The organism is Pseudoxanthomonas kaohsiungensis, from assembly GCF_010211765.1.
GTDB classification, from domain to species: Bacteria; Pseudomonadota; Gammaproteobacteria; order Xanthomonadales; family Xanthomonadaceae; genus Pseudoxanthomonas; species Pseudoxanthomonas kaohsiungensis.
In genome coordinates, this window is the sequence record NZ_PDWO01000009.1 from 50016 (window position 1) to 69116 (window position 19101).

Below are 19101 nucleotides of genomic sequence, written 5' to 3' on the forward strand. Positions count from 1 at the left end.
GAATCGGGCCCGGCAGGATGCCGGGCCTTTGCTCTTCAGGGCCGGCTCAACCCGGCTCGCCGCCACCATCGCGCAAGTTGCCCCGCGCCTGCTGGCGCGCGGCCAGGGCATCGCGACCCTGGGTCAGCGCCGCATTGAGCATCGCGATCCGCTGGCGCCATTCGTTGCGGATCTGCCAGTCAGCCAGCCGCATCAGCTCGCTGCCCTGCTCGGCCACCTTGACCAGCCCCATGTTGGCGGCCACGCCCTTGATCGCATGGGCATGGTCGCGCAGGCGTGCCCAGTCCGCCGCTTCGGCCGCGTGCGTCATGGCGCCGATGCAGCCATCGGCGTCGGCCAGGCAGTGGGCGATGAACTCGCGCTCGAACTCCTCGCCCATGCCCATCGCCGCCAGTTCGTCCAGCACCGAGCTGTCGAGCACGCCCACCGGCGCCTCGCCGACATCCGGACGCGCTGGCAGGACCGCGTTGCGGCGGCCGCGCTGGGCGGCGATGTCCGACAGGGTCTCCAGCAACCGGCCGGCGGCGACCGGCTTGGCCAGGAAGGCGTAGGCGCCGGCCTGCTCGCAGCGCTGGATGGACTCGGGGGTGACGTCGGCGCTGAGCACGACCACCGGGGTCCGCGGGCCGCCACCGGCCTGCATCACGCGCAGCTGCTTGAGCAGGTCCAGGCCACTGACGCCGGGCATGTGCAGGTCGACGATGACCGCGTCGTAATCGCTGGCCGCCATCGCGTCGAGGACCTCTTCGCCGCCCTCGACCGAGGTGACGCGGTGCCCGGCCTTCTGCAGCAGCCGCTGCAGCACCATGCGGTTGGCCTCGTAGTCGTCGGCCACCAGCAGCTGCATGCTGCGCACGCGCGCACGGTGGCGCAGGAACGGATCGGCGAAGGCGATGATGTTGTCGCCGCCATCGCGCAGCGCGGTTTCGCTCTCGACCTCGGCGATCGGCGCAGCCGACGGGCGCAGTGCGCGCGCCTGCGGCGCCGCGAAGGGCAACTCCACCCAGAAGCGGCTGCCGCGACCTTCAAGGCTCTCGAAGCCGATCCGCCCGCCCATCGCCTCGGTCAGGCCCTTGGCGATCGTGGTCCCCAGGCCGGTGCCGCCATAGCGGCGGGCCAGGCCCGCGTCGGCCTGCTCGAATGCCTCGAACAGTCGGCCGCGCATCGCCGCCGGGATGCCGATGCCGGTATCGGTGACGGTGAAGCGCAGGCGGGTGCGCGCATCCTCGGGCGCGCCGGCGGCCACGTCCACGTCCACCCGCACCCGCCCCTGGTCGGTGAACTTGACCGCGTTGCCGACCAGGTTCAGCAGCACCTGGCGGACGTGGCCGGGATCGCCGTGCACGGTTTCCGGCACGCCGTCGCCGACCACCACCAGGTAGTCGATGTTCTTGGCGCGCGCCTGCGGGTGCAGGATCAGGCCGATGCTGGACACGACCTCGCGTGGCGAGAAGTCGGACAGGTTGAGCTTGAGCTTGCCCGCCTCGATCGCCGAGATGTCGAGCACGTCCTCGACCAGCGCCATCAGCGTGCGGGTCGAGGCCTGGATGGTGCGCACGCACTCGCGCTGCTCATCGTCCAGGCGGGTGGTCGCCAGCAACTCGGACATGCCCCCCAGGCCGTTGAGCGGCGTGCGGAACTCGTGGCTCATGTTGGCCAGGAACCGGCTCTTGGCCTCGCTGGCACGCCGCGCTTCCTCGGTCGCGCGGGTCAACTGCCTGAGCAGGCTGGACAGGTACAGCGGCACCGCCGCCAGGCCCACGAGCAAGCCCACGCCCAGGCCGCGCACCTGGGCCCAGAAATCATTGGACACCAGCACCGTGCCGAAACTGGCGACCGCCATCGCCACGGCCACGTACAGGTAGCGGTTGCCGTAGCGCAGGCCGTTGCCGACGGTCACCCACATCACCACCACGTAGACCCAGGCCAGCGGCTCGCCCATGGCGATCATGCCGGCGGCCATCAGGCCGTAGTCGGCGAGCATGCCGACCACGCGGCGCACGTCGGAGCGCCCCGGGCGCGCCAGCAGCGCGGCGAAGATGCCCAGGCTCAGGGTGAGGCCGGTGAGCACGATCGCCAGCACGGTCCGGTACTGCTCCGGCTCCAGCCCGCCGCGCGAGGAAGGCAGCAGCACGTAGCCCAGGATCAGCAGGATCAGGACGATGCGCACCAGCGCCTGGCCGTGCTCGCTGTCAGGGCGGTTGGCGAGGCGGTGGCGCAGCCAGGCGAAGGGCTCAGCCATGGGCCAGCCCTCCCGGCCGCGCCGACGCGGTGGAGTACTGCTCGCAGATCAGTTGCAGGCGCTCGCGCCCGCGCATCAGCGCGTCGACGCAATCGGGGTCGAACAGGCGGCCACGCTGGGCGTAGAGGTAGGCCAGCGCGGCGTCCACCGTCCAGGCTTCCTTGTACGGGCGCGGCGAGATCAGCGCGTCGAACACGTCGGCCACGGCGACGATGCGCGCTTCCAGCGGGATCGCCTCGCCGGCCAGGCCGTCGGGATAGCCGCTGCCGTCGTAGCGTTCGTGGTGGCGCAGGGCGATCATCGCCCCGACCTGGATGAAGCGGTTCTGGCTGCCGCTGAGCAACTCGTGGCCGATGCGCGGATGCCGTCGCATGACCGCCATCTCGGCCTCGTCCAGCTTGCCGGCCTTCATCAGCACCGCGTCGGGGATGGCGATCTTGCCCATGTCGTGCAGCGGGGCGGCCATCTCGATGGTGCGCACGTCGTCCTCGGCCAGGCCCATGCCTTCGGCCACCAGCCCGGCCACGCGCGACATGCGCTCCAGGTAGGCGCTGGTGCCGGCGTCGCGGAACTCGATCGCGCGGGCCAGGCGCGACAGCGTCTCGCGCTCGCGCTCCTCGACTTCGTGCATGCTCGACAGCAGCCGCTGCTCGAGCGACAGCGCCCGCTGCTTGACCGTCTCCGACTGCTGGCGCAGCTGGAGCAGGTTGTGGCACCGCGCCCGCAGCTCGCGCGGGCGTACCGGCTTGACCAGGAAGTCGATCACCCCCGACTCCAGCGCCGCCTGCCGGACCGGCTCGTCGCCGACGACGGTGATCAGGATGATCGGGATGTCGCGGTGCTTGGGCAGCCGGCGGAAGCGGCGGGCGAACTCCAGCCCGTCCATGCCCGGCATGCGGTAGTCGAGCAGCAGCAGGTCGGTGGGGTTGTTGTCGCACCAGGCCAGCGCCTGGCGGGCGTCGCCGAAGTCGTGCACGGCCAGCTCCGAGGTGATGTCCTCGATGATGTGCCGCAGCATCGTACGCGCCGATGCCTGATCGTCGACGATGACGATGTCCAATTGCCGTTCCGCCCCTTGGCACCCCGCCGTAGGATCGCAGAATAGCGCGCTACCGGCCCTGCCCGCACCCATGTCAGCCCCCCGCCCTTGCGGGATCGCGCGGCGTTCAGCCCCGCTTGTACCCCGGAAAGACGCAGGGAGCGTGCCAGCACGGCGGCGGGAAGGGGCGGAAACCGTGACGCAATGCAGGGAACGGGGATTCGTTACGGGTGCCTGGCGGCGAAGCCCGGCCGCGCCCGCCGGCGGCCGCACGCCCGGATTTCCGGGCGTCCAGGCCGCGATCAGCCCTGCCCGGGCCGCATGTACGGGAACAGCAGCACGTCGCGGATCGAGGTGCTGCCGGTCAGCAGCATCACCAGCCGGTCGATGCCGATGCCCAGGCCGCCGGTCGGCGCCAGGCCGTACTCCAGCGCCCGGATGTAGTCGGCGTCGAAGTGCATGGCCTCGTCGTCGCCGCCCTCCTTGGCCTCGACCTGCGCCTGGAAGCGCGCGGCCTGGTCTTCCGGGTCGTTGAGCTCGGAGAAGCCGTTGGCGATCTCCTTGCCGTTGATGAACAGCTCGAAGCGGTCGGTGTAGCCGGGCTCGGTATCGCTGGCACGGGCCAGCGGCGAGACCTCGACCGGATGGTCGGTGATGAAGGTCGGCTGGACCAGGGTGTGCTCGACGGTGGCCTCGAAGATCTCCAGCAGCAGCTTGCCCCAGCCGTAGGACGGCTTGACCCTGATCTTCAGCCGCTCGCAATGGCGCAGCAGCGCATCGCGGTCGGTACAGTCGGCGGCGCTGATCTCCGGGTTGTGGTGGCGCACCGCCTCGTCCATGCGCCAGCGGCGGAACTTCGGCCCCAGGTCGATCGCCTGCCCGTCCCATTCCACCTGGGTGGTGCCAAGTACGACCTGCGCGGTATCGCGGATCACGCTCTCGGTCAGGTCCATCACCTCGTGGTACGTGGCGTAGGCCTCGTACAGCTCGAGCATCGTGAACTCGGGGTTGTGCCGGGTCGACACGCCCTCGTTGCGGAAATTGCGGTTGATCTCGTAGACGCGCTCCAGGCCACCGACGACCAGCCGCTTGAGGTACAGCTCCGGCGCCACGCGCAGGTACAGCTGCAGGTCCAGTGCGTTGTGGTGGGTGACGAACGGCTTGGCCGTGGCACCGCCGGGGATGTAATGCATCATCGGCGTTTCCACTTCCAGGAAACGGCGGGTGTCGAGCCACTCGCGGATCGCACGGATGATCTTGCTGCGCTTGACGAAGACCTCGCGCGCCTCGGGCGTGACGATCAGGTCGACATAGCGCTGGCGGTAGCGCTGCTCGACGTCGCTCAGGCCGTGCCACTTGTCCGGCAGCGGCCGCAGCGACTTGACCAGCAGGCGCAGCGAGGCGGCCTTGACCGACAGTTCGCTGGTGCGGGTGCGGGTCAGCCCGCCCTCGACCGCGACGATGTCGCCCACGTCGAACGACTTGAACGCCTCGTATGCCTCGCCCAGGACATTGCCCTGCAGGAACAGCTGGATCCTGCCGGACTCGTCCATGACCTGGGCGAAGCTGGCCTTGCCCATCACCCGCTTGGCCATCAGCCGGCCGGCCAGGGCGACCTTGCGCGGCAGCGCCTCGAGCGCTTCGGCCGTCCACTGCTCCGCATCGGCGAACTCGGCCTGCAGGTCGCCGGCATAGTCGGCGCGCTTGAAGTCGTTGGGGAACGCGATGCCCTGCCCGCGCAGCGCGGCGAGCTTGGCGCGGCGCTCGGCGATCAGGTGGTTCTCGTCGACGGGCGTGGAAGGGGCGGCGGTGTCGTTGGGCTGGGTCATGGTATCGGTCGGACGCGGGGGCCGCGTTGGAGTCGGGGCTCGCCCGGCGTCCGCTTCGACGGCACCGGGCATCCTGTCGGGGGAGATGCGGACGCGGTGCCTGGCTCGCCCTTGCGGGCGGCCCGGTCAGGCCGCGTCGGACCGTTTCGCGCCGGCCTCCAGGCCGGCCTTCAGGCTGGCCTCGACGAACTCGTCCAGGTCGCCGTCCAGCACCTTCTGGGTGTCGCTGCGCTCGATGCCGGTGCGCAGGTCCTTGATCCGGCTCTGGTCGAGCACGTAGTTGCGGATCTGGCTGCCCCAGCCGATATCGGACTTGGTCGCCTCGACCGCGTCGCGCTCGGCATTGCGCTTCTGGATCTCCAGCTCGTAGAGCTTGGCGGCCAGCATCTTCATCGCGTTGTCGCGGTTCTGGTGCTGGCTGCGGCCGGTCTGGCAGGCGACCACTATCCCGGTGGGCACGTGGGTGATGCGCACCGCCGACTCGGTCTTGTTGACGTGCTGGCCACCGGCACCGGAGGAGCGGTAGACGTCGGTCTTCAGGTCGGCCGGGTTGATCTCGATATCGATGTTGTCGTCGACTTCCGGCGAGACGAACACCGAGGTGAAGCTGGTGTGGCGGCGGTTGTCCGAATCGAACGGCGACTTGCGCACCAGCCGGTGCACGCCGGTTTCGGTCTTCAGCCAACCGTAGGCGAAGTCGCCTTCCACCCTCAGCGTGGCCGACTTGATGCCGGCGACATCGCCGCCGCTGGCTTCCATCAGCTCGGTCTTCCAGCCGCGCGACTCGCACCAGCGCAGGTACATGCGCAGCAGCATTTCCGCCCAGTCCTGGGCCTCGGTGCCGCCGGCGCCGGCCTGGATGTCGACGAAGGCGTTGGCCGAATCCATCTTGCCGGAGAACATGCGCTGGAACTCCAGCGCCTCGATCTGCTTCTGGAAGCGGTCCACGTCGGCGACCACGGCCAGCGCGGTGTCCTCGTCCTGCTCGCCCTCGGCCAGTTCCAGCAGCTCGGTCGAGCCTTCCAGGCCCTCCAGCACCGAGGCGATGCCGACGACGGTCTTCTCCAGCAGGGAACGCTCGCGGCCCAGGCCCTGGGCGCGCTCGGGGTCGTCCCAGACGTTGGGCAGCTCGAGCTCCCGGTTTACTTCTTCCAGACGCTCCTTCTTGGCGTCGTAGTCAAAGATACCCCCGAAGCGAAACCACCCGGCCGGTGAGGTCGGCGATGCGCTGGCGGACGGGATTGAGCTCGATCATGGCAGTCGGCAGGCTTGAAAACGGCCGCCGATTCTAGCAGGGATGCCCGCTTCATCGCGCCCTGCGGCAACCCGCGCCGCACCACGGCCACGGGCCGCTGTGCCGGCACGACCGCCGGGGCATGCCGGCGTCCACCGGCAGCAGGCGCCGCCGGCATCAGGGCCGGACGCTGCCGTTGTCTTCCTGCAGTTCCGGCTTGAACGGTACGTCCGGCGGCGGACGCGCGGTGGCCGGCTGTTCGTTGAGGTCCGGATCGGTGATGCCGCAACCGCCGCCGAGCTGCAGGATCGAGACCACGCAGTTGATCTTCTTGCCGGTGCCCGGGATCGGGATCGCGACCGACTTGATGCCCTTGCGCACCCAGTCGGCCAGCAGCGACTCGTTGGGCACCCAGTAGCGGTCGAAGCTGGTCGGCTCGTAGTCGTAGGGCGGCCGCTTGAGCCAGGTGCCCGACTGGTCGATGCGGTCGCGGGTCCAGGTGTCGTTGTCCCCTCCCGGGGCGCCGCGGTCGGCCACGCCCTCGCCCACGCCATCGCCCGACCCCGGGCCTTGCCCGGGGCCGGCGCCATCGCCGGGCAACCGCACCCTGCCCTCGCTGTCGAACAGGCCCGGCGCACCGCCCGGCCGGACCTCGCCGCTGCGTGCCTGGCCCCAGTCGTCGCCGGCGCGCGGACTCTGCCAGCCGCTGCCGGCCGGGGCCGCGCTGCCGGGCGGAGCACGGCCGGTGTCCGCACGCGCCTCCTGCTGGCCGGAGCCCGGCGCGGACGCGGCGGCTGTCCCGCTGGCGGGCGTCGGCGCGCGTGTGGCGGCGGGCGCCGGTGCCGGTACGGGGGCCGGTACCGCCGGGGCGGCGGCCGGCGGCGAAGGCATCGCCACCTCGCGCTGGCGCACGGTCGCTTCCGCCGCCTCGGGCATGCGCGCCTCGACCTGCGGAGCGCGAACCGTCACCGGCCGCACCTCGGGTTGCGGCAGCGGTTCGCCGACCTCGCGCGTGCGCAGCTGCACCTCGCGCGGCAGGCGCAGCGGCACATCGACCGGCCGCGCCTGCGGCGCCTGCAGGACCGGCGCCTGCACCACCACGACCTCGCGCTCGCGCACCTGCGGCGTGTCGACCGGGCGCACGGTGATCTCGCTGGGCGTGGTCGGCGGCAGCACGTAGTCGATGGTCGGCTGATCCACCTCGGTGACCTGCACCGGTTGCTCGACGCTCGGCGGCGGCGCTTCCGGCTGCGGCACCTCGCGGACCATGACGTCCGGCAGCTCCGGGACCGGCAGCGCCGGCGCGGCGACCGTCCTCTCCACCGGCGGCAGCGATGGCGCCTGCGGCGCGACCGCCTCCGTTGGCAACGACGACGGTGCCGCAGCCGGCGTCGGCGCAGGTGGCGCCGCCGGGCCGGCCTCGGCCGCAGGCGACTCGCCGGCGGCGGCCTGCGGCGTACCCGGATCGCCGGCGCCCACGAAGCCGACCTCGATCCGCTCGCCACCGCCGCCCTCTTCCGGCGGCACCGGGGGCAGCAGCGACTGCAGGTAGGCGATCCAGGCCAGGAACACCACGAACAGCACGTGCATGACGCCGCTGCCGATGCGCGAGGCCCAGCGCGCCAGGCGTTCGTCCCGCGGCGGCGGCTGCCAGCCCTGGTGGAAGAGGGAGAAGAACGCCGGCCAGGTCGCCAGCTCCCGGCCCGGCGGGATCGGCGTCCCGGGGCGCTCCGCCAGCAGCGCGGCCACGTCCCGGGCCCGCGCATGCGGCTTCGCCGGCATTGCCGGCAGCGCGCGCAGCCACAACGCCCAGCCGTAGGGCATGCGGGTGCTTCGTTCAAGCGGAGGACGCGGCGGCGCTCGTTCGATCAGCGCCTGGACGATGTCGGACGCCTGCGCCACCGGCAGGTCAGGCGGCGTTGCCGCGCGGCATGTACGGTGCCTGGCCGCTGTCGTGGTCGGTCGCGTCGCGCACCGCGGTCACGCCGGGCACCCGCGCGATCAGTGTCTTCTCGATGCCCTGCTTGAGGGTCACGTCGGCCATGCCGCAACCATGGCAGCCACCGCCGAAGCGCAGCAGGACCACGCCGTCGGCTGAGACCTCCTGCACAGCGGCGCGACCACCATGCGAGGCGAGCTGCGGGTTGATCTCGTTCTCCATCACCCAGCGCACGCGCTCCACCAGCGAGGCCGAGTCGGCCGGCACCTCGCCCTTGATCTTCGGCGCGCGGATGGTCAGTTGCGCGCCGGTGCCCTGGTAGACGTAATCGATGTCCGCCCCGTCGAGCCAGGCGACGCTGTCGCTGGCCACGTACAGCGTGAAGCCGTCGCAGTCCACCGCCCACTCGTCGCCAGCCAGCTCGGCCGGTTCGGCGAACTCCAGCCGTGCATCGGCACGCGGGGTTCCCGGATGCACCGCGCTCAGGCGCACGCCCAGGCCGGGAATGGCCTCGCGCTCGACCAGCTTGCGGAAGTGCGCCTGCGCGCTGTCGGAGATATTGATCATGCGGGTATTCTAGCCCCGTCCCGGTGGCGGCCTGCAGTGCCCGGCCGCGCCGTTCAGCCATGCACGACGGAGGTTCCGATGACCGACCTCATTCCGCTGGCGCAGGCGCACTGCCTGCCCCGCAGCGGCCACGAACACCGGCTCGGCCAGGCGCGGGTGGCCGAACTGCTACCGCAGGTGCCGGGCTGGGAGCTGGCCGAGGAAGGACGGGCGCTGGTCCGGACCTTCCGCTTCAAGGACTACCACCGGACCATGGCTTTCGTGAACGCGCTGGCCTGGATCGCCCACCGCGAGGACCACCACCCCGACCTGGGCGTGCATTACGACCGCTGCGTGGTGCGCTTCTCCACCCATGACGTCGGCGGCCTGAGCGAGAACGACTTCATCTGCGCGGCGCGTGCCGCGGCCCTGCTGGAGGACTGAGCCATGAACCGACCCCTCTGCCTTCCCTTGCACGCGGCCGGCCTCGCGGGCGTGCTGGCACTGGCCGCCTGCGGGGGCAACGCGCCGCCGGCCGAACCGGTGCCGGCTCCCACCGCGGTGGCCGCGATCGACACGCCGCCTCCCCAGTACCCGGTCGAACTGGCGTGCGCCGGAATCGGAGGCCAGGCCCTGCTCGGCGTCGAAGTCGGCCCGGCGGGAACTCCGACCCGGATCGACCTGGTCCGCGGCAGCGGCAACGACGAACTCGACCGCCTGGCCAGGGAATCGGTGCAAGGCTGGAAGTTCCGTCCGGCCACCCGCGGCGGCCAGCCGGTCGCGCAGAGCATCCAGGTGCCGGTGAATTTCACCGTCCCGGCGGTACGCCCGGATGCATGCTTCGCCCTGGACGCCGGACGCGCGCCGGCGCCCTGACCGCACGCGCTCAGGGACGAGACCACGCATGTACGACCCGTCGACCTCGGCGGTCCTGGTCGCCCTGGGGGTGACCCTGGCCGCCGGCCTGGCCACCGGCCTGGGCAGCCTGCTGGTGATCTTCGCCCGCGGCCCCAACCCGCGCCTGCTCGCCTTCGGCCTGGCCTTCGCCGGCGGCGCGATGGTGTACGTCTCGCTGACCGAGATCTTCACCAAGTCGGTGGTGTCGTTCACCCAGGCCTACGACGCGCGGCTGGGCTTCACCTACGCCACCTTCGCCTTCCTGGCTGGCGTGCTGCTGATCATGGTCATCGACATGCTGGTGCCCAACCCGCATGACACGCTGACCACCGACGATCCCTCGCTGCGCCAGCACAACCGCGAGTACATCCGCCGGGTGGGACTGATGACCGCGGTGGCGATCACCGCGCACAACTTCCCCGAGGGACTGGCGACGTTCTTCGCCACCCTGGAGAACCCGGCGGTCGGGCTGCCGCTGGCCTTCGCCATCGCCATCCACAACATTCCCGAGGGAATCGCGATCGCGGTGCCGGTGTACTTCGCCACCGGCAACAAGGGCTACGCGTTCGTCGCCAGCCTGCTGTCGGGCCTGGCCGAACCGGTGGGCGCGATCATCGGCTTCATGCTGCTGTCGCAGTTCCTCAACGACGCGGTGTTCGGCGCGGTGTTCGGCGTCATCGCCGGGGTGATGGTGTTCCTGGCCATAGACGAACTGCTGCCAGCCGCCAAGCGTTACGCCCAGGGCCACGAGACGGTCTACGGCCTGGTCAGCGGCATGGGCGTGCTGGCCCTGAGCCTGGTGCTGTTCAAGTGGTGAGCGGCGCCGGCTGAAGCCAAGAGCAGTTCGTTGATGCAGCTCGTGCACATGACTGGACCACGCGCGCGTCCATCGGCTGCCGAGCTACGACGAGATGCGATGGCGAAGAGCGGGGCGCTAGCTTCGGAAGGAGTCCGCCGTCACGCAGGGGGATGGCCCACCCTTCGGGACGACGTCCTGTCTTTACTCAGGGCCGTGGCACATCCCTGTGCCACTTGGTCCATCCCCCTGCGCGACGACGGCCTTACGGCAATGTTGGGCGCGCTTCTCCGGCTGTCGATGCGCTGCGGACACTGGGGGGACTGAGTTCCGGCGATCCCACCCGTCCACACCGCTCCATCCGACCGGCAAAGCCACGCACGCATCGCACTGGTCGCGTCCTGCCGCAGCCCTCCGAAGGCACAAACCCCGAACCGCCCGAAGGCCGTCGTCGCATGGGGGTGTGGCCCAAGTGGCACATGGATGTGCCACGACCCGAGTAAAGACAGGACGTCGTCCCGAGGGATGGGCCATACCCCCATGCGGCGGCGGCCTCCCACCGAAGCCAGCGCACCCGGATGCTCTCGCTGTCTCGCTGTCTCGCTGTCTAGCTATCTCGCCCGCATCGCAGCGCCTTCGCCGTTTCCGGTTGTGCCGCCACAGCCCCACCCACCCATGCGGATCGGAGTTGCGCCGCCACCGGCCCGCTCAGGCCAGCCGGTCCAGGACCTCGCGCAACTCGGGCGCCAGCGGCGCGCTGATCGTGTAGGGCGCGCGCCCCTCGTCGAGGGCGAACTCCAGCGATGCCGCGTGCAGGAACAGCCGCCGCAGCCCGGCCTTGTCGCGCAGGCGCCGGTTGGCCTCCGGGTCGCCGTACTTGTCGTCGCCGGCGACCGGGTGTCCGATGTGTTGCGCATGGACGCGGATCTGGTGGGTGCGCCCGGTATCGATGCGTACCTCGCAGTACGACTGCCCGCCGCGGCGCTCCAGCACCTTGAAGTGGCTCAGCGAGGGCTTGCCGCCGGGGTCGACCTGGACGTGCCGCTCGCCGCCCTGGCGCAGTCCCACGTGCAGCGGCGCATCCACGCTCAGGGTGCCGTCGGGCATCCGGCCGGTGAGCAGGGTCAGGTAGCGCTTGCGGATGCCACCGCCAGCCCCGCCCTCGCGCATTAGCGCCTGCAGCTCGGCCAGCGCCGAGCGCTTCTTGGCGACCACCAGCACCCCGGAGGTGTCGCGGTCCAGGCGGTGGGCCAGTTCCAGGGTCTGGCCCGGACGCAGCGCACGCAGGGTTTCGATGGCGCCGAAGGAAATGCCGCTGCCGCCGTGGCTGGCGACCCCCGACGGCTTGTCCAGGGCCAGCAGGCGCGCGTCCTCGAACACGATCGCCGCCTCGATCCGCTGCAGCAGCCCCGGCGCCGGCGTTCCCCGTTCGGCCTCGCCCTCCAGCCGCACCGGGGGTATCCGGACCTCGTCGCCGGCCTCGAGCTTGCGCTCGGCCTTGGCCCGGCCGCCGTTGACCCGGACCTGGCCGCTGCGGACCAGCTTGTAGACCAGGCTGCGCGGCGCGCCCTTGAGCTGGCCCAGCAGGAAGTTGTCCAGGCGCTGGCCGTCGCGGTCGTCGGGCACCTTGACGGTGCGCGCACCGGCCCGGGCGGGGGCGTCCGTGGGGGATGGGTTCATGGGGGATGAATTCTGTTAGACTCGGCCGGCGATGTAAGGGTTTGATTCCGCTGGAAGAAGCTGCAGGGCCGAAAGCCCGGGCTTCCCGCGATCCCGGCACAGTGCGCGGCCACCGCTCCCGGAGCGGCCATGTTAGCGGCTTGCAGGCAGACCCGACCATGGCCCGGTGGGTCAGAGCACCGGTAGCTGAACATGTCCCGCGCGGCGATCCCGCCGCCGGCCCGCCGTACCCATCAAGTCATTAGAGCAAAGCGCTCCCGCGGCCCGCCGTGGTGTTGCAGCGCTGGAAACCAGGATCCGCCCGGACGCGCCTGCGCGACGGACGGCGAAACCCGCCCCAATGCCCCCGGCGACAGGCGGGATTCCAGAGTAGCGAACGCCCCGGCGTTCCGCGCGGTAGTAGCGCGCGAGGAACGCACCATGAAGCGAATGCTGATCAACGCCACGCAGGCCGAAGAACTGCGCGTGGCCATCGTCGACGGCCAGAACCTGTACGACATCGACATCGAACAGCCGTCGAAGGAACAGAAGAAGTCCAACATCTACAAGGGCCGCATCACCCGGCTCGAACCATCCCTCGAGGCGGCCTTCGTCGAGTACGGCGCCGAGCGCCACGGCTTCCTGCCGCTGAAGGAAATCTCCCGCGACTACTTCCAGAGCGGCGTCGACCCGAACAAGGCCGGCATCCGCGAGCTGCTGCGCGAGGGCCAGGAAGTGGTCGTCCAGGTGGACAAGGACGAGCGCGGCAACAAGGGCGCGGCGCTGACCACGTTCATCTCGCTGGCCGGCCGCTACATGGTGCTGATGCCCAACTCGCCGACCGCCGGCGGCGTGTCGCGCCGGATCGAGGGCGACGACCGCGCCGAGCTGAAGAAGGCGATGGACGCCCTGCAGATCCCCGACGACATGGGCGTGATCATCCGCACCGCCGGCGTCGGCCGCGATGCCGAAGAGCTGCAGTGGGACCTGGACTACCTGCTGGCCGTGTGGCGGGCGATCGCCGAGGCGGCGCTGAGCAAGCCCGCCCCGTTCCTGATCTACCAGGAAAGCCGGCTGATCATCCGCGCCCTGCGCGACTACCTGCGCAACGACATCGGCGAGATCCTGGTCGACACCGAGGAGATGTACAACGACGCGCGCGAGTTCGTGCAGCAGGTGATGCCGCAGAACCTGCGCAAGCTCAAGCACTACAAGGACGACATCCCGCTGTTCAACCGCTTCCAGATCGAATCGCAGATCGAGAACGCGTACGAGCGGACCATCCGCCTGCCCTCCGGCGGCGCCTTGGTGATCGACCAGACCGAGGCGCTGACCGCGATCGACGTCAACTCCGCGCGCGCCACCAAGGGCGGCGACATCGAGGAGACCGCGTTCCACACCAACCTGGAGGCGGCCGAGGAAGTGGCCCGCCAGCTGCGCCTGCGCGACCTGGGCGGCCTGGTGGTGATCGACTTCATCGACATGTCCTCGTCCAAGCACCAGCGCGCGGTCGAGGACCGCCTGCAGGGTTCGCTCAAGTACGACCGCGCCCGCGTCCAGCTGGGTCGGATCTCGCGCTTCGGCCTGATGGAGATGAGCCGCCAGCGCCTGCGCGCCAGCCTGGGCGAGTCCAGCCAGATCGTCTGCCCGCGCTGCGAGGGCCACGGCCGCATGCGCAGCGTCGAGTCGCTGTCGCTGTCGATCATCCGCGTGGCCGAAGAGCACGCGATGAAGGAGAACACCGGGCAGGTGCTGGTCCAGGCCCCGGTGGAGATCGCCAACTTCCTGCTCAACGAGAAGCGCGGCGCGCTGCGCGAGATCGAGACCCGCCACGACGCGCCGATCATCATCGTCGCCGACGAGCAGCTGCACACCCCGCATTACGAGGTCACCCGCCTGCGCGAGAACGAGCTGGGCGAGGAAAGCACCAAGCCCAGCTACCAGCGCGGTACCCCGCGCAAGCTGCCGGTGCACGCGCTGACCAAGGCCCAGCTCAACATCCCGCCGCCGCCGGCGGTGACCCGCGTGGCCCCGCCGCGCCCGGCCCCGGTGCGCGAGGAGCGCGAGGAAGCGCCGGCGCCGGTGGCCGCGACCCCGGCACCGCGCGCACCGGCCCCCGCCCCGGCATCCGGTGGCGTTGTCGGCTTCTTCAAGCGCCTGTTCGGTGGCGATGCCGCTCCGGCCGCCCCGGCGCCGGAACGCCCGTCGCGCGATGACGGCCGCGGCAACCGCAATGACCGCAACGAGCGCCGCCGCGACGGCCGTGGCGAAGGTCGCGGCGACGGCCCGCAGGGCAACCGCAACCCGCAGCAGAAGCAGCGTGGCCAGCAGGGCAAGGGCGGCGGCGGCAACGCCCAGCCGCAGAAACAGGAACGCCAGCAGCAGCCCAAGTCCGCGCAGCCGGGCCAGGCTGGACAGCCCGCCGGCAATCGCCAGCAGCAACCGAAACAGGATCGCCAGCCGCAGCAGCAGAAGCCGCAGCGGCAAGCGGGCGATTCCAGCGAGCCGGCCAAGACGGCTTCGGCGCAGGTTCCGCCGCGCCAGCGCGGCGAAGACGCCGCCGCGCGCCCGGCGGCCACTCCGGCCGACGTGACCGCCGAGACCCTGCTGGTCGCCGCCGTGGCGACGCCGGTGGCCGCACCCGCAACGACCGACGCCACGCCGCCGGTCGCCAGCGACGCCGCGGCAGCCGCGCCGGCGCCGGGCAACAATGATGCGGCGCCGACCGCTGGCGATGACGCGGCGAATGCCGAGGGTGGCAGCCGCCGTCGCCGTGGCCGTCGGGGTGGACGTCGCCGTCGTCGCGGTGGCGAAGCCGCCGGCGCGCTGGCCGAGGGTGGCGCCGAGGGCACCAGCGAGCTGGACGACGCCGGCGATGACGACGCTGCAGGCGAGTTCGCCGAAGCGCCCGCCGCCGCTGCCGCCGGTGGCACCAACCCGGCGGGGCAGCCCGAATTCGACTTCGACGACATCGAGGCGGCCGCCCCGTCTCCGGTGACAGCCGGGTCCGCTCCGGCGGCCATGGCGCCGCCGGCCGACTCCGGGTCCGAACCGGCGGAAGCCCCCGCGGCCAGCGCAGGCGCGCCACCGAGGGCCGTCGACGCCGCGCCGGAATCCACCAGCGCCGGCGTCAGCCAGGCGACCTTCGCTGACGCAGCCAGTGCGATCGAGCCCGCCGAGGCTGCCGCCGACGCGGTCGCTGGCCTGCCGGTGGCCCCGGTGGAGCCGGCCACGCCCGCCGAAGCGGCCGCCGCCACGGCCGCCGAAGCACCGGCCGTGCCCGTGCCGACGGAAGAAATCCGCACGGCCACCGCGCCGGCGGCTGCCGTGGCCCCGGTGCCGCCGTCGGCGTCGCCCGTCGAATCGCAGCCGGAGCCGGCTCCTCCGGCGCCGTTCACCACCGCCGGCCTGTTCGACCAGGTGTCTGCCGCGCCCGCGGGTGTCGAGCGCCGATCCGAGGCGCCGGAAGCGGTCGCCAGCGAGGTGGCATCGGCCGACGAAGACGCGCCCGCCGCGGAAGCCGACGACGACGAGGCCAAGCCGCGCGGCTGACACGCGCCACGCCTGGCGGATCCGCCCTCCCGCGTCGCGGGCGGGCGGAGGCTCTCTTCCCGGAACGCGCCGCGCTGCCGGACCGGTTACCGGCCGCAGGCCCTCACAGGCTGGTGGCGGGATCCATCAGCCCGTAGCGCGCGGCCAGCCGGGCGAGCGCGATGTTGTCCTCGACTCCGATCTTCTCGAACAGCCGCGACTTGTGCGTGTTGACCGTCTTCGGACTCAGGCTCAACCGCCGCGCGATCGCATCCTGGCGCATGCCCTGTACCAGCAGCATCGCCACCTCGAGTTCGCGCGGGGACAGCTGGTCGAACGGTGACTCGTCGCCGCCGACGCTGGCCAGCGCCATGTTGCGGGCGATGCTGCTGCCGAGGTAGCGCTTGCCGCGCACCGCGTTGCGGACTGCGTTGAGCAGTTCGCCCGCATCGCCGCCCTTGCCCACGTAACCGGACGCGCCCACGTCGAGCAGCCGCTTGGGCAGGGGGCCGTCCTCGAGCACCGACACGATCACCACCCGGCACCTGGCATGGGCGCGCACGATGCGTTCGGTGACTTCCAGGCCGCTGATGCCCGGCAAGTGCAGGTCGCAGAGGACCACGTCGGGCTTCAGGGAGCGGATCAGCGGCAACGCTTCCTCGCCGCTTTCCGCCTCGCCGACGATCTCGATATCGGACTGTGCCGAAAGGATCATGCGCAAACCGGTCCTGACCAGCGCATGGTCGTCCAACAGAAATACCCGGATGGTCATCCCGCTCCCTCGGTATGGCCCGGCCGCAGACTATCGCCAGACCTGTCGCCGGGCAAGCGGCGGCCGGGCATACTCCGGGTCCGTTTCCGGGGAAACCTCATGCGCCATTCCTTGCTCTCCCGGCGGCCTTGCCGCCGGTCCGTGCTGCTGCTCGTCCTGGCCGCCGGCCTTCCGTCCGCGGCGACCGCCCACGCCCCCGAGCCCGTCGCAGCGGTCGGGTCGGCCGTGCCGACGACCGCTGCCGCCACGACGGACGCGATCGCCACGCGCTGGCAGGCGCAGGTGGTCGGGATCAGCCTGGGCGAGGACACCGCCGCCCGCGCCTCGGCGATCGGCACGCGCCTGGACGCGCTGGGCCTGGACTGGCGCGAGGAGCCGTTCGAGGCCGATGGACTGTCGGGGCGCAACCTGGTCGTCGACCTCGGCGGCCCGGCCGGTGCGCCGCTGCTGCTGATCGGTGCGCACTACGACCGGGTCGACGTCGGCCACGGCGCCACCGACAACGCCTCCGGCGTGGCGACCGTGCTGGAGCTCGCCCAGGCGTTGAAGGCGCGCCCGCTGGACAACCACCGCGTGAAGCTCGCGTTCTGGGACCTCGAGGAACGCGGCCTGCTGGGCGCGCACGCCTGGATCGCCACGCCCGGGCAGGAGCAGCCTGCGTTGTACGTCAACTTCGACGTGTTCGGCTGGGGCGATACGTTGTGGATGATGACCCCGCAGGACGGCACGCCGCTGCTCGCGGCATTGCACGCGGCCAGCCGCGTCGAGGGCATCGGATTCCAGCCGGGCGACAGGTATCCGCCCACCGACCACCTCGCCTTCCTCAAGGCCGGATGGCCGGCGGTGTCGTTCTCGCTGGTCGGCGGCGACGAGATCGCCGCGATCCTCCAGGCCTTCGACGGCCAGGCGCCCGACCCCGCGCCGCGGGTGATGCAGGTCATCCACTCGCCGAGCGACGATGCCTCGCAACTGGATCCGGCCGCCGTGCCCGAGGCGCTGCGGGTGGTGGAGGCGGGCTTGCGCGCACTGGACGTGACCGCCGTGGCCGAAGTCCCGCGCGCGGAATCCCCGGCATCCGCCGCCGGCGCGTCGGGCGGACCCTAGCCTGCCCACGGCGACGCGGGCACCTTACGGTGAACGCGCGGCGGATGCGGTGGTGGCGGCGTCGACGCCCGGGTGGGCGCGGCAACGGTGGCGGAGAGAGTGGGATTCACTCGGCACCTTTGGTGCCTCGCCCTGCGGGCGGCTGCGCCGTGCAACCGCTGCGCGGTTGTCGAACCGGGTCCTCATCTACGTCCACTCTCTCCGCCAGATACGCGAAAGCCCCCTTGCGGGGGCCCTCGCGTATCTGGCGGAGAGAGTGGGATTCGAACCCACGGTAGTGTCGCCACTACGCCGGTTTTCAAGACCGGTGCCTTAAACCGCTCGGCCATCTCTCCGTATTGCGCGTGCCGCGATCGCCGTGCCCGAGCCTGGCGGCACGGCACGGCGGCGCGATTGTCGCATGCGCGGCGGGGGCGATCAGCCGGCTTCGACGGCTTCGGCCACCGGCGGCTTCGCACCGGCCTTGCCGCCGCAGTTGCCGCAATCCAGGCGCGAGGATTCGATCTGTTGCGGCAGGTGCTCGGCCAGGAAATCGATGAACACGCGCACCGCCGGCAGCAGCCCGCGGCGCGAGGCGAACACGGCGTGGCAGATGCCCTGCGGCAGCGACCATTCCGGCAGCACCACTTCCAGCTCGCCGCGGCGCACCGCTTCGGCGCACACGGTCTCCGGCAGCATGGTGATGCCGAAGCCGTCCTTGACCATGGACTGCAGCAGCGGGAAATCGAAGCCGGCCACGCGCGGCTGCAGGTCCACGCGGCGTACTTCGCCACCGGGGCCGTGCAGTTCCCAGCGCTGGTGGGCTTCGTCCTCGTGGATGCTCAAGGTCAGGTGCGAGGCCAGGTCGGCGGGATCCTTCGGCCGGCCCGCGCGGTCCAGGTACTTCGGACTGGCCACCAGCAGTTCCTGGATCTGGCCGAAGCTGCGCATCACCAGGCTGCCGTCATCGTCCAGGCGCGCACGCACGCGCAGAGCGACGTCGAAGCCTTCGTTGATCAGGTCCACGCGACGGTTGCCGATGTGCAACTGCAGCCGCACCTTCGGGTACTGGTCGAGGAACTTCGGCAGCAGCTTGGGCAGCTGCTGCTGGGCCAGCGCGACCGGCACGCTGACCCGGACCACCCCGCGCGGCTCGGCGCTCAGGCGGTCGACCACCTCGCGCGCGGCTTGGGCCTCGGTGAGCATGGTCTGCGCATGGCGGTAGACGCTCATGCCGACGTCGGTGACCGCGAAACGGCGCGTGGAGCGCTGCAGCAGGCGCACGCCCAGGTCGGTCTCCAGCTGGCTGATGCGCCGGCTCAGGCGCGACTTGGGGATGCCCAGCGCGCGTTCGGCCGCGGCGAAGCCACCGTGTTCGACCACCATGGCGAAGTAGTAGAGGTCGTTGAGATCCTGCATGGCCGCACTTCCATAAATGGAACAGACGGTGGCATGTAACCACCTTTATTCCAATAATGCAACAACAGATAGTGTTCCGGTCGCGGCATCGCCGCCCTTGAAACAAGGAACACCG

14 protein-coding genes and 1 tRNA gene are annotated in these 19101 nt (G+C 71.1%); 5 read left to right on the forward strand and 10 right to left on the reverse strand.

The annotated features are described in order from the left end of the window. Positions 1-46: 46 nt before the first annotated feature. The 6 genes from CSC66_RS10810 to CSC66_RS10835 form a co-directional block, all read right to left on the reverse strand. On the reverse strand, positions 47-2242 hold the full coding sequence (locus CSC66_RS10810) for an ATP-binding protein (RefSeq protein WP_162377407.1): 2196 nt from the start codon (positions 2240-2242) through the stop codon (positions 47-49). Beyond that, the gene (rpfG, locus tag CSC66_RS10815; RefSeq protein WP_162377408.1) at positions 2235-3374 is read right to left on the reverse strand and encodes a cyclic di-GMP phosphodiesterase response regulator RpfG; all 1140 of its coding nucleotides are present in this window, start codon (positions 3372-3374) and stop codon (positions 2235-2237) included. The genes CSC66_RS10810 and rpfG overlap by 8 nt, the downstream gene beginning before the upstream one ends. Positions 3375-3583: 209 nt before the next feature. After that, positions 3584-5110: a lysine--tRNA ligase gene (lysS, locus tag CSC66_RS10820; protein WP_162377409.1), complete on the reverse strand. Its 1527-nt coding sequence runs from the start codon at positions 5108-5110 to the stop codon at positions 3584-3586. Positions 5111-5236: 126 nt separating this feature from the next. Next, a protein-coding gene (gene prfB / locus CSC66_RS10825; RefSeq protein WP_202935635.1) for a peptide chain release factor 2 occupies positions 5237-6365 on the reverse strand; the annotation gives its coding sequence in 2 pieces (ribosomal slippage) (positions 5237-6289 and positions 6291-6365; 1128 coding nt in all). Positions 6366-6521: 156 nt separating this feature from the next. Then, entirely contained in the window at positions 6522-8168 is a 1647-nt protein-coding gene (locus tag CSC66_RS10830; protein WP_238394367.1) for a hypothetical protein, read from the reverse strand. Positions 8169-8253: 85 nt separating this feature from the next. Further along, complete coding sequence (locus CSC66_RS10835) at positions 8254-8850, reverse strand: NfuA family Fe-S biogenesis protein (protein WP_162377410.1); 597 nt, start codon at positions 8848-8850, stop codon at positions 8254-8256. A gap of 78 nt (positions 8851-8928) precedes the next feature. On the opposite strand from CSC66_RS10835, the gene CSC66_RS10840 reads away from it, so the two are divergent. The 3 genes from CSC66_RS10840 to zupT are packed head-to-tail and all read left to right on the forward strand — an operon-like array spanning position 8929 to position 10543. Beyond that, positions 8929-9273 (forward strand): 4a-hydroxytetrahydrobiopterin dehydratase, encoded by a 345-nt coding sequence (locus CSC66_RS10840; protein ID WP_162377411.1) that lies wholly within the window; start codon positions 8929-8931, stop codon positions 9271-9273. A gap of 3 nt (positions 9274-9276) precedes the next feature. Beyond that, complete coding sequence (locus CSC66_RS10845) at positions 9277-9705, forward strand: energy transducer TonB (RefSeq protein ID WP_162377412.1); 429 nt, start codon at positions 9277-9279, stop codon at positions 9703-9705. A gap of 28 nt (positions 9706-9733) precedes the next feature. Then, a complete protein-coding gene (gene zupT, locus CSC66_RS10850) occupies positions 9734-10543 on the forward strand; it encodes a zinc transporter ZupT (RefSeq protein WP_162377413.1) in 810 nt (269 codons plus the stop codon). A 687-nt stretch (positions 10544-11230) separates the two neighbouring features. On the opposite strand, the gene CSC66_RS10855 is transcribed toward zupT, so the two are convergent. Next, on the reverse strand, positions 11231-12202 hold the full coding sequence (locus tag CSC66_RS10855; protein WP_162377414.1) for an RluA family pseudouridine synthase: 972 nt from the start codon (positions 12200-12202) through the stop codon (positions 11231-11233). A gap of 420 nt (positions 12203-12622) precedes the next feature. On the opposite strand from CSC66_RS10855, the gene CSC66_RS10860 reads away from it, so the two are divergent. Further along, on the forward strand, positions 12623-15733 hold the full coding sequence (locus CSC66_RS10860; protein ID WP_162377415.1) for an Rne/Rng family ribonuclease: 3111 nt from the start codon (positions 12623-12625) through the stop codon (positions 15731-15733). A gap of 103 nt (positions 15734-15836) precedes the next feature. Here the strand turns inward: CSC66_RS10860 and CSC66_RS10865 are convergent, their stop codons facing one another. Beyond that, positions 15837-16484, reverse strand: coding sequence for a response regulator (locus tag CSC66_RS10865; protein ID WP_162377416.1), 648 nt, complete (start codon positions 16482-16484; stop codon positions 15837-15839). Between the two features lie 225 nt (positions 16485-16709). Between CSC66_RS10865 and CSC66_RS10870 the strand changes: the two genes are divergently transcribed. Further along, the gene (locus tag CSC66_RS10870) at positions 16710-17588 is read left to right on the forward strand and encodes a M28 family metallopeptidase (RefSeq protein ID WP_162377417.1); all 879 of its coding nucleotides are present in this window, start codon (positions 16710-16712) and stop codon (positions 17586-17588) included. A 245-nt stretch (positions 17589-17833) separates the two neighbouring features. On the opposite strand, the gene CSC66_RS10875 is transcribed toward CSC66_RS10870, so the two are convergent. Together CSC66_RS10875 and CSC66_RS10880 are read right to left on the reverse strand one after the other, a co-directional pair. Further along, a tRNA-Ser gene (locus CSC66_RS10875) sits at positions 17834-17923 on the reverse strand. Between the two features lie 82 nt (positions 17924-18005). Continuing rightward, positions 18006-18986 carry a LysR family transcriptional regulator gene (locus CSC66_RS10880; protein ID WP_162377418.1) on the reverse strand — a complete coding sequence of 327 codons (981 nt, stop codon included), beginning with the start codon at positions 18984-18986 and terminating at the stop codon, positions 18006-18008. Positions 18987-19101 lie beyond the last annotated feature (115 nt).

Bases quoted from the DNA above. Each gene is read 5' to 3' on its own strand.
- lysS (WP_162377409.1), bottom strand. From the start codon at position 5,110: ATGACCCAGCCCAACGACACCGCCGCCCCTTCCACGCCCGTCGACGAG.
- rpfG (WP_162377408.1), bottom strand. From the start codon at position 3,374: ATGGGTGCGGGCAGGGCCGGTAGCGCGCTATTCTGCGATCCTACGGCG.
- CSC66_RS10880 (WP_162377418.1), bottom strand. From the start codon at position 18,986: ATGCAGGATCTCAACGACCTCTACTACTTCGCCATGGTGGTCGAACAC.
- CSC66_RS10845 (WP_162377412.1), top strand. From the start codon at position 9,277: ATGAACCGACCCCTCTGCCTTCCCTTGCACGCGGCCGGCCTCGCGGGC.
- CSC66_RS10835 (WP_162377410.1), bottom strand. From the start codon at position 8,850: ATGATCAATATCTCCGACAGCGCGCAGGCGCACTTCCGCAAGCTGGTC.
- zupT (WP_162377413.1), top strand. From the start codon at position 9,734: ATGTACGACCCGTCGACCTCGGCGGTCCTGGTCGCCCTGGGGGTGACC.
- CSC66_RS10860 (WP_162377415.1), top strand. From the start codon at position 12,623: ATGAAGCGAATGCTGATCAACGCCACGCAGGCCGAAGAACTGCGCGTG.
- CSC66_RS10840 (WP_162377411.1), top strand. From the start codon at position 8,929: ATGACCGACCTCATTCCGCTGGCGCAGGCGCACTGCCTGCCCCGCAGC.
- CSC66_RS10830 (WP_238394367.1), bottom strand. From the start codon at position 8,168: ATGCCCTACGGCTGGGCGTTGTGGCTGCGCGCGCTGCCGGCAATGCCG.
- CSC66_RS10865 (WP_162377416.1), bottom strand. From the start codon at position 16,484: ATGACCATCCGGGTATTTCTGTTGGACGACCATGCGCTGGTCAGGACC.
- CSC66_RS10810 (WP_162377407.1), bottom strand. From the start codon at position 2,242: ATGGCTGAGCCCTTCGCCTGGCTGCGCCACCGCCTCGCCAACCGCCCT.
- CSC66_RS10855 (WP_162377414.1), bottom strand. From the start codon at position 12,202: ATGAACCCATCCCCCACGGACGCCCCCGCCCGGGCCGGTGCGCGCACC.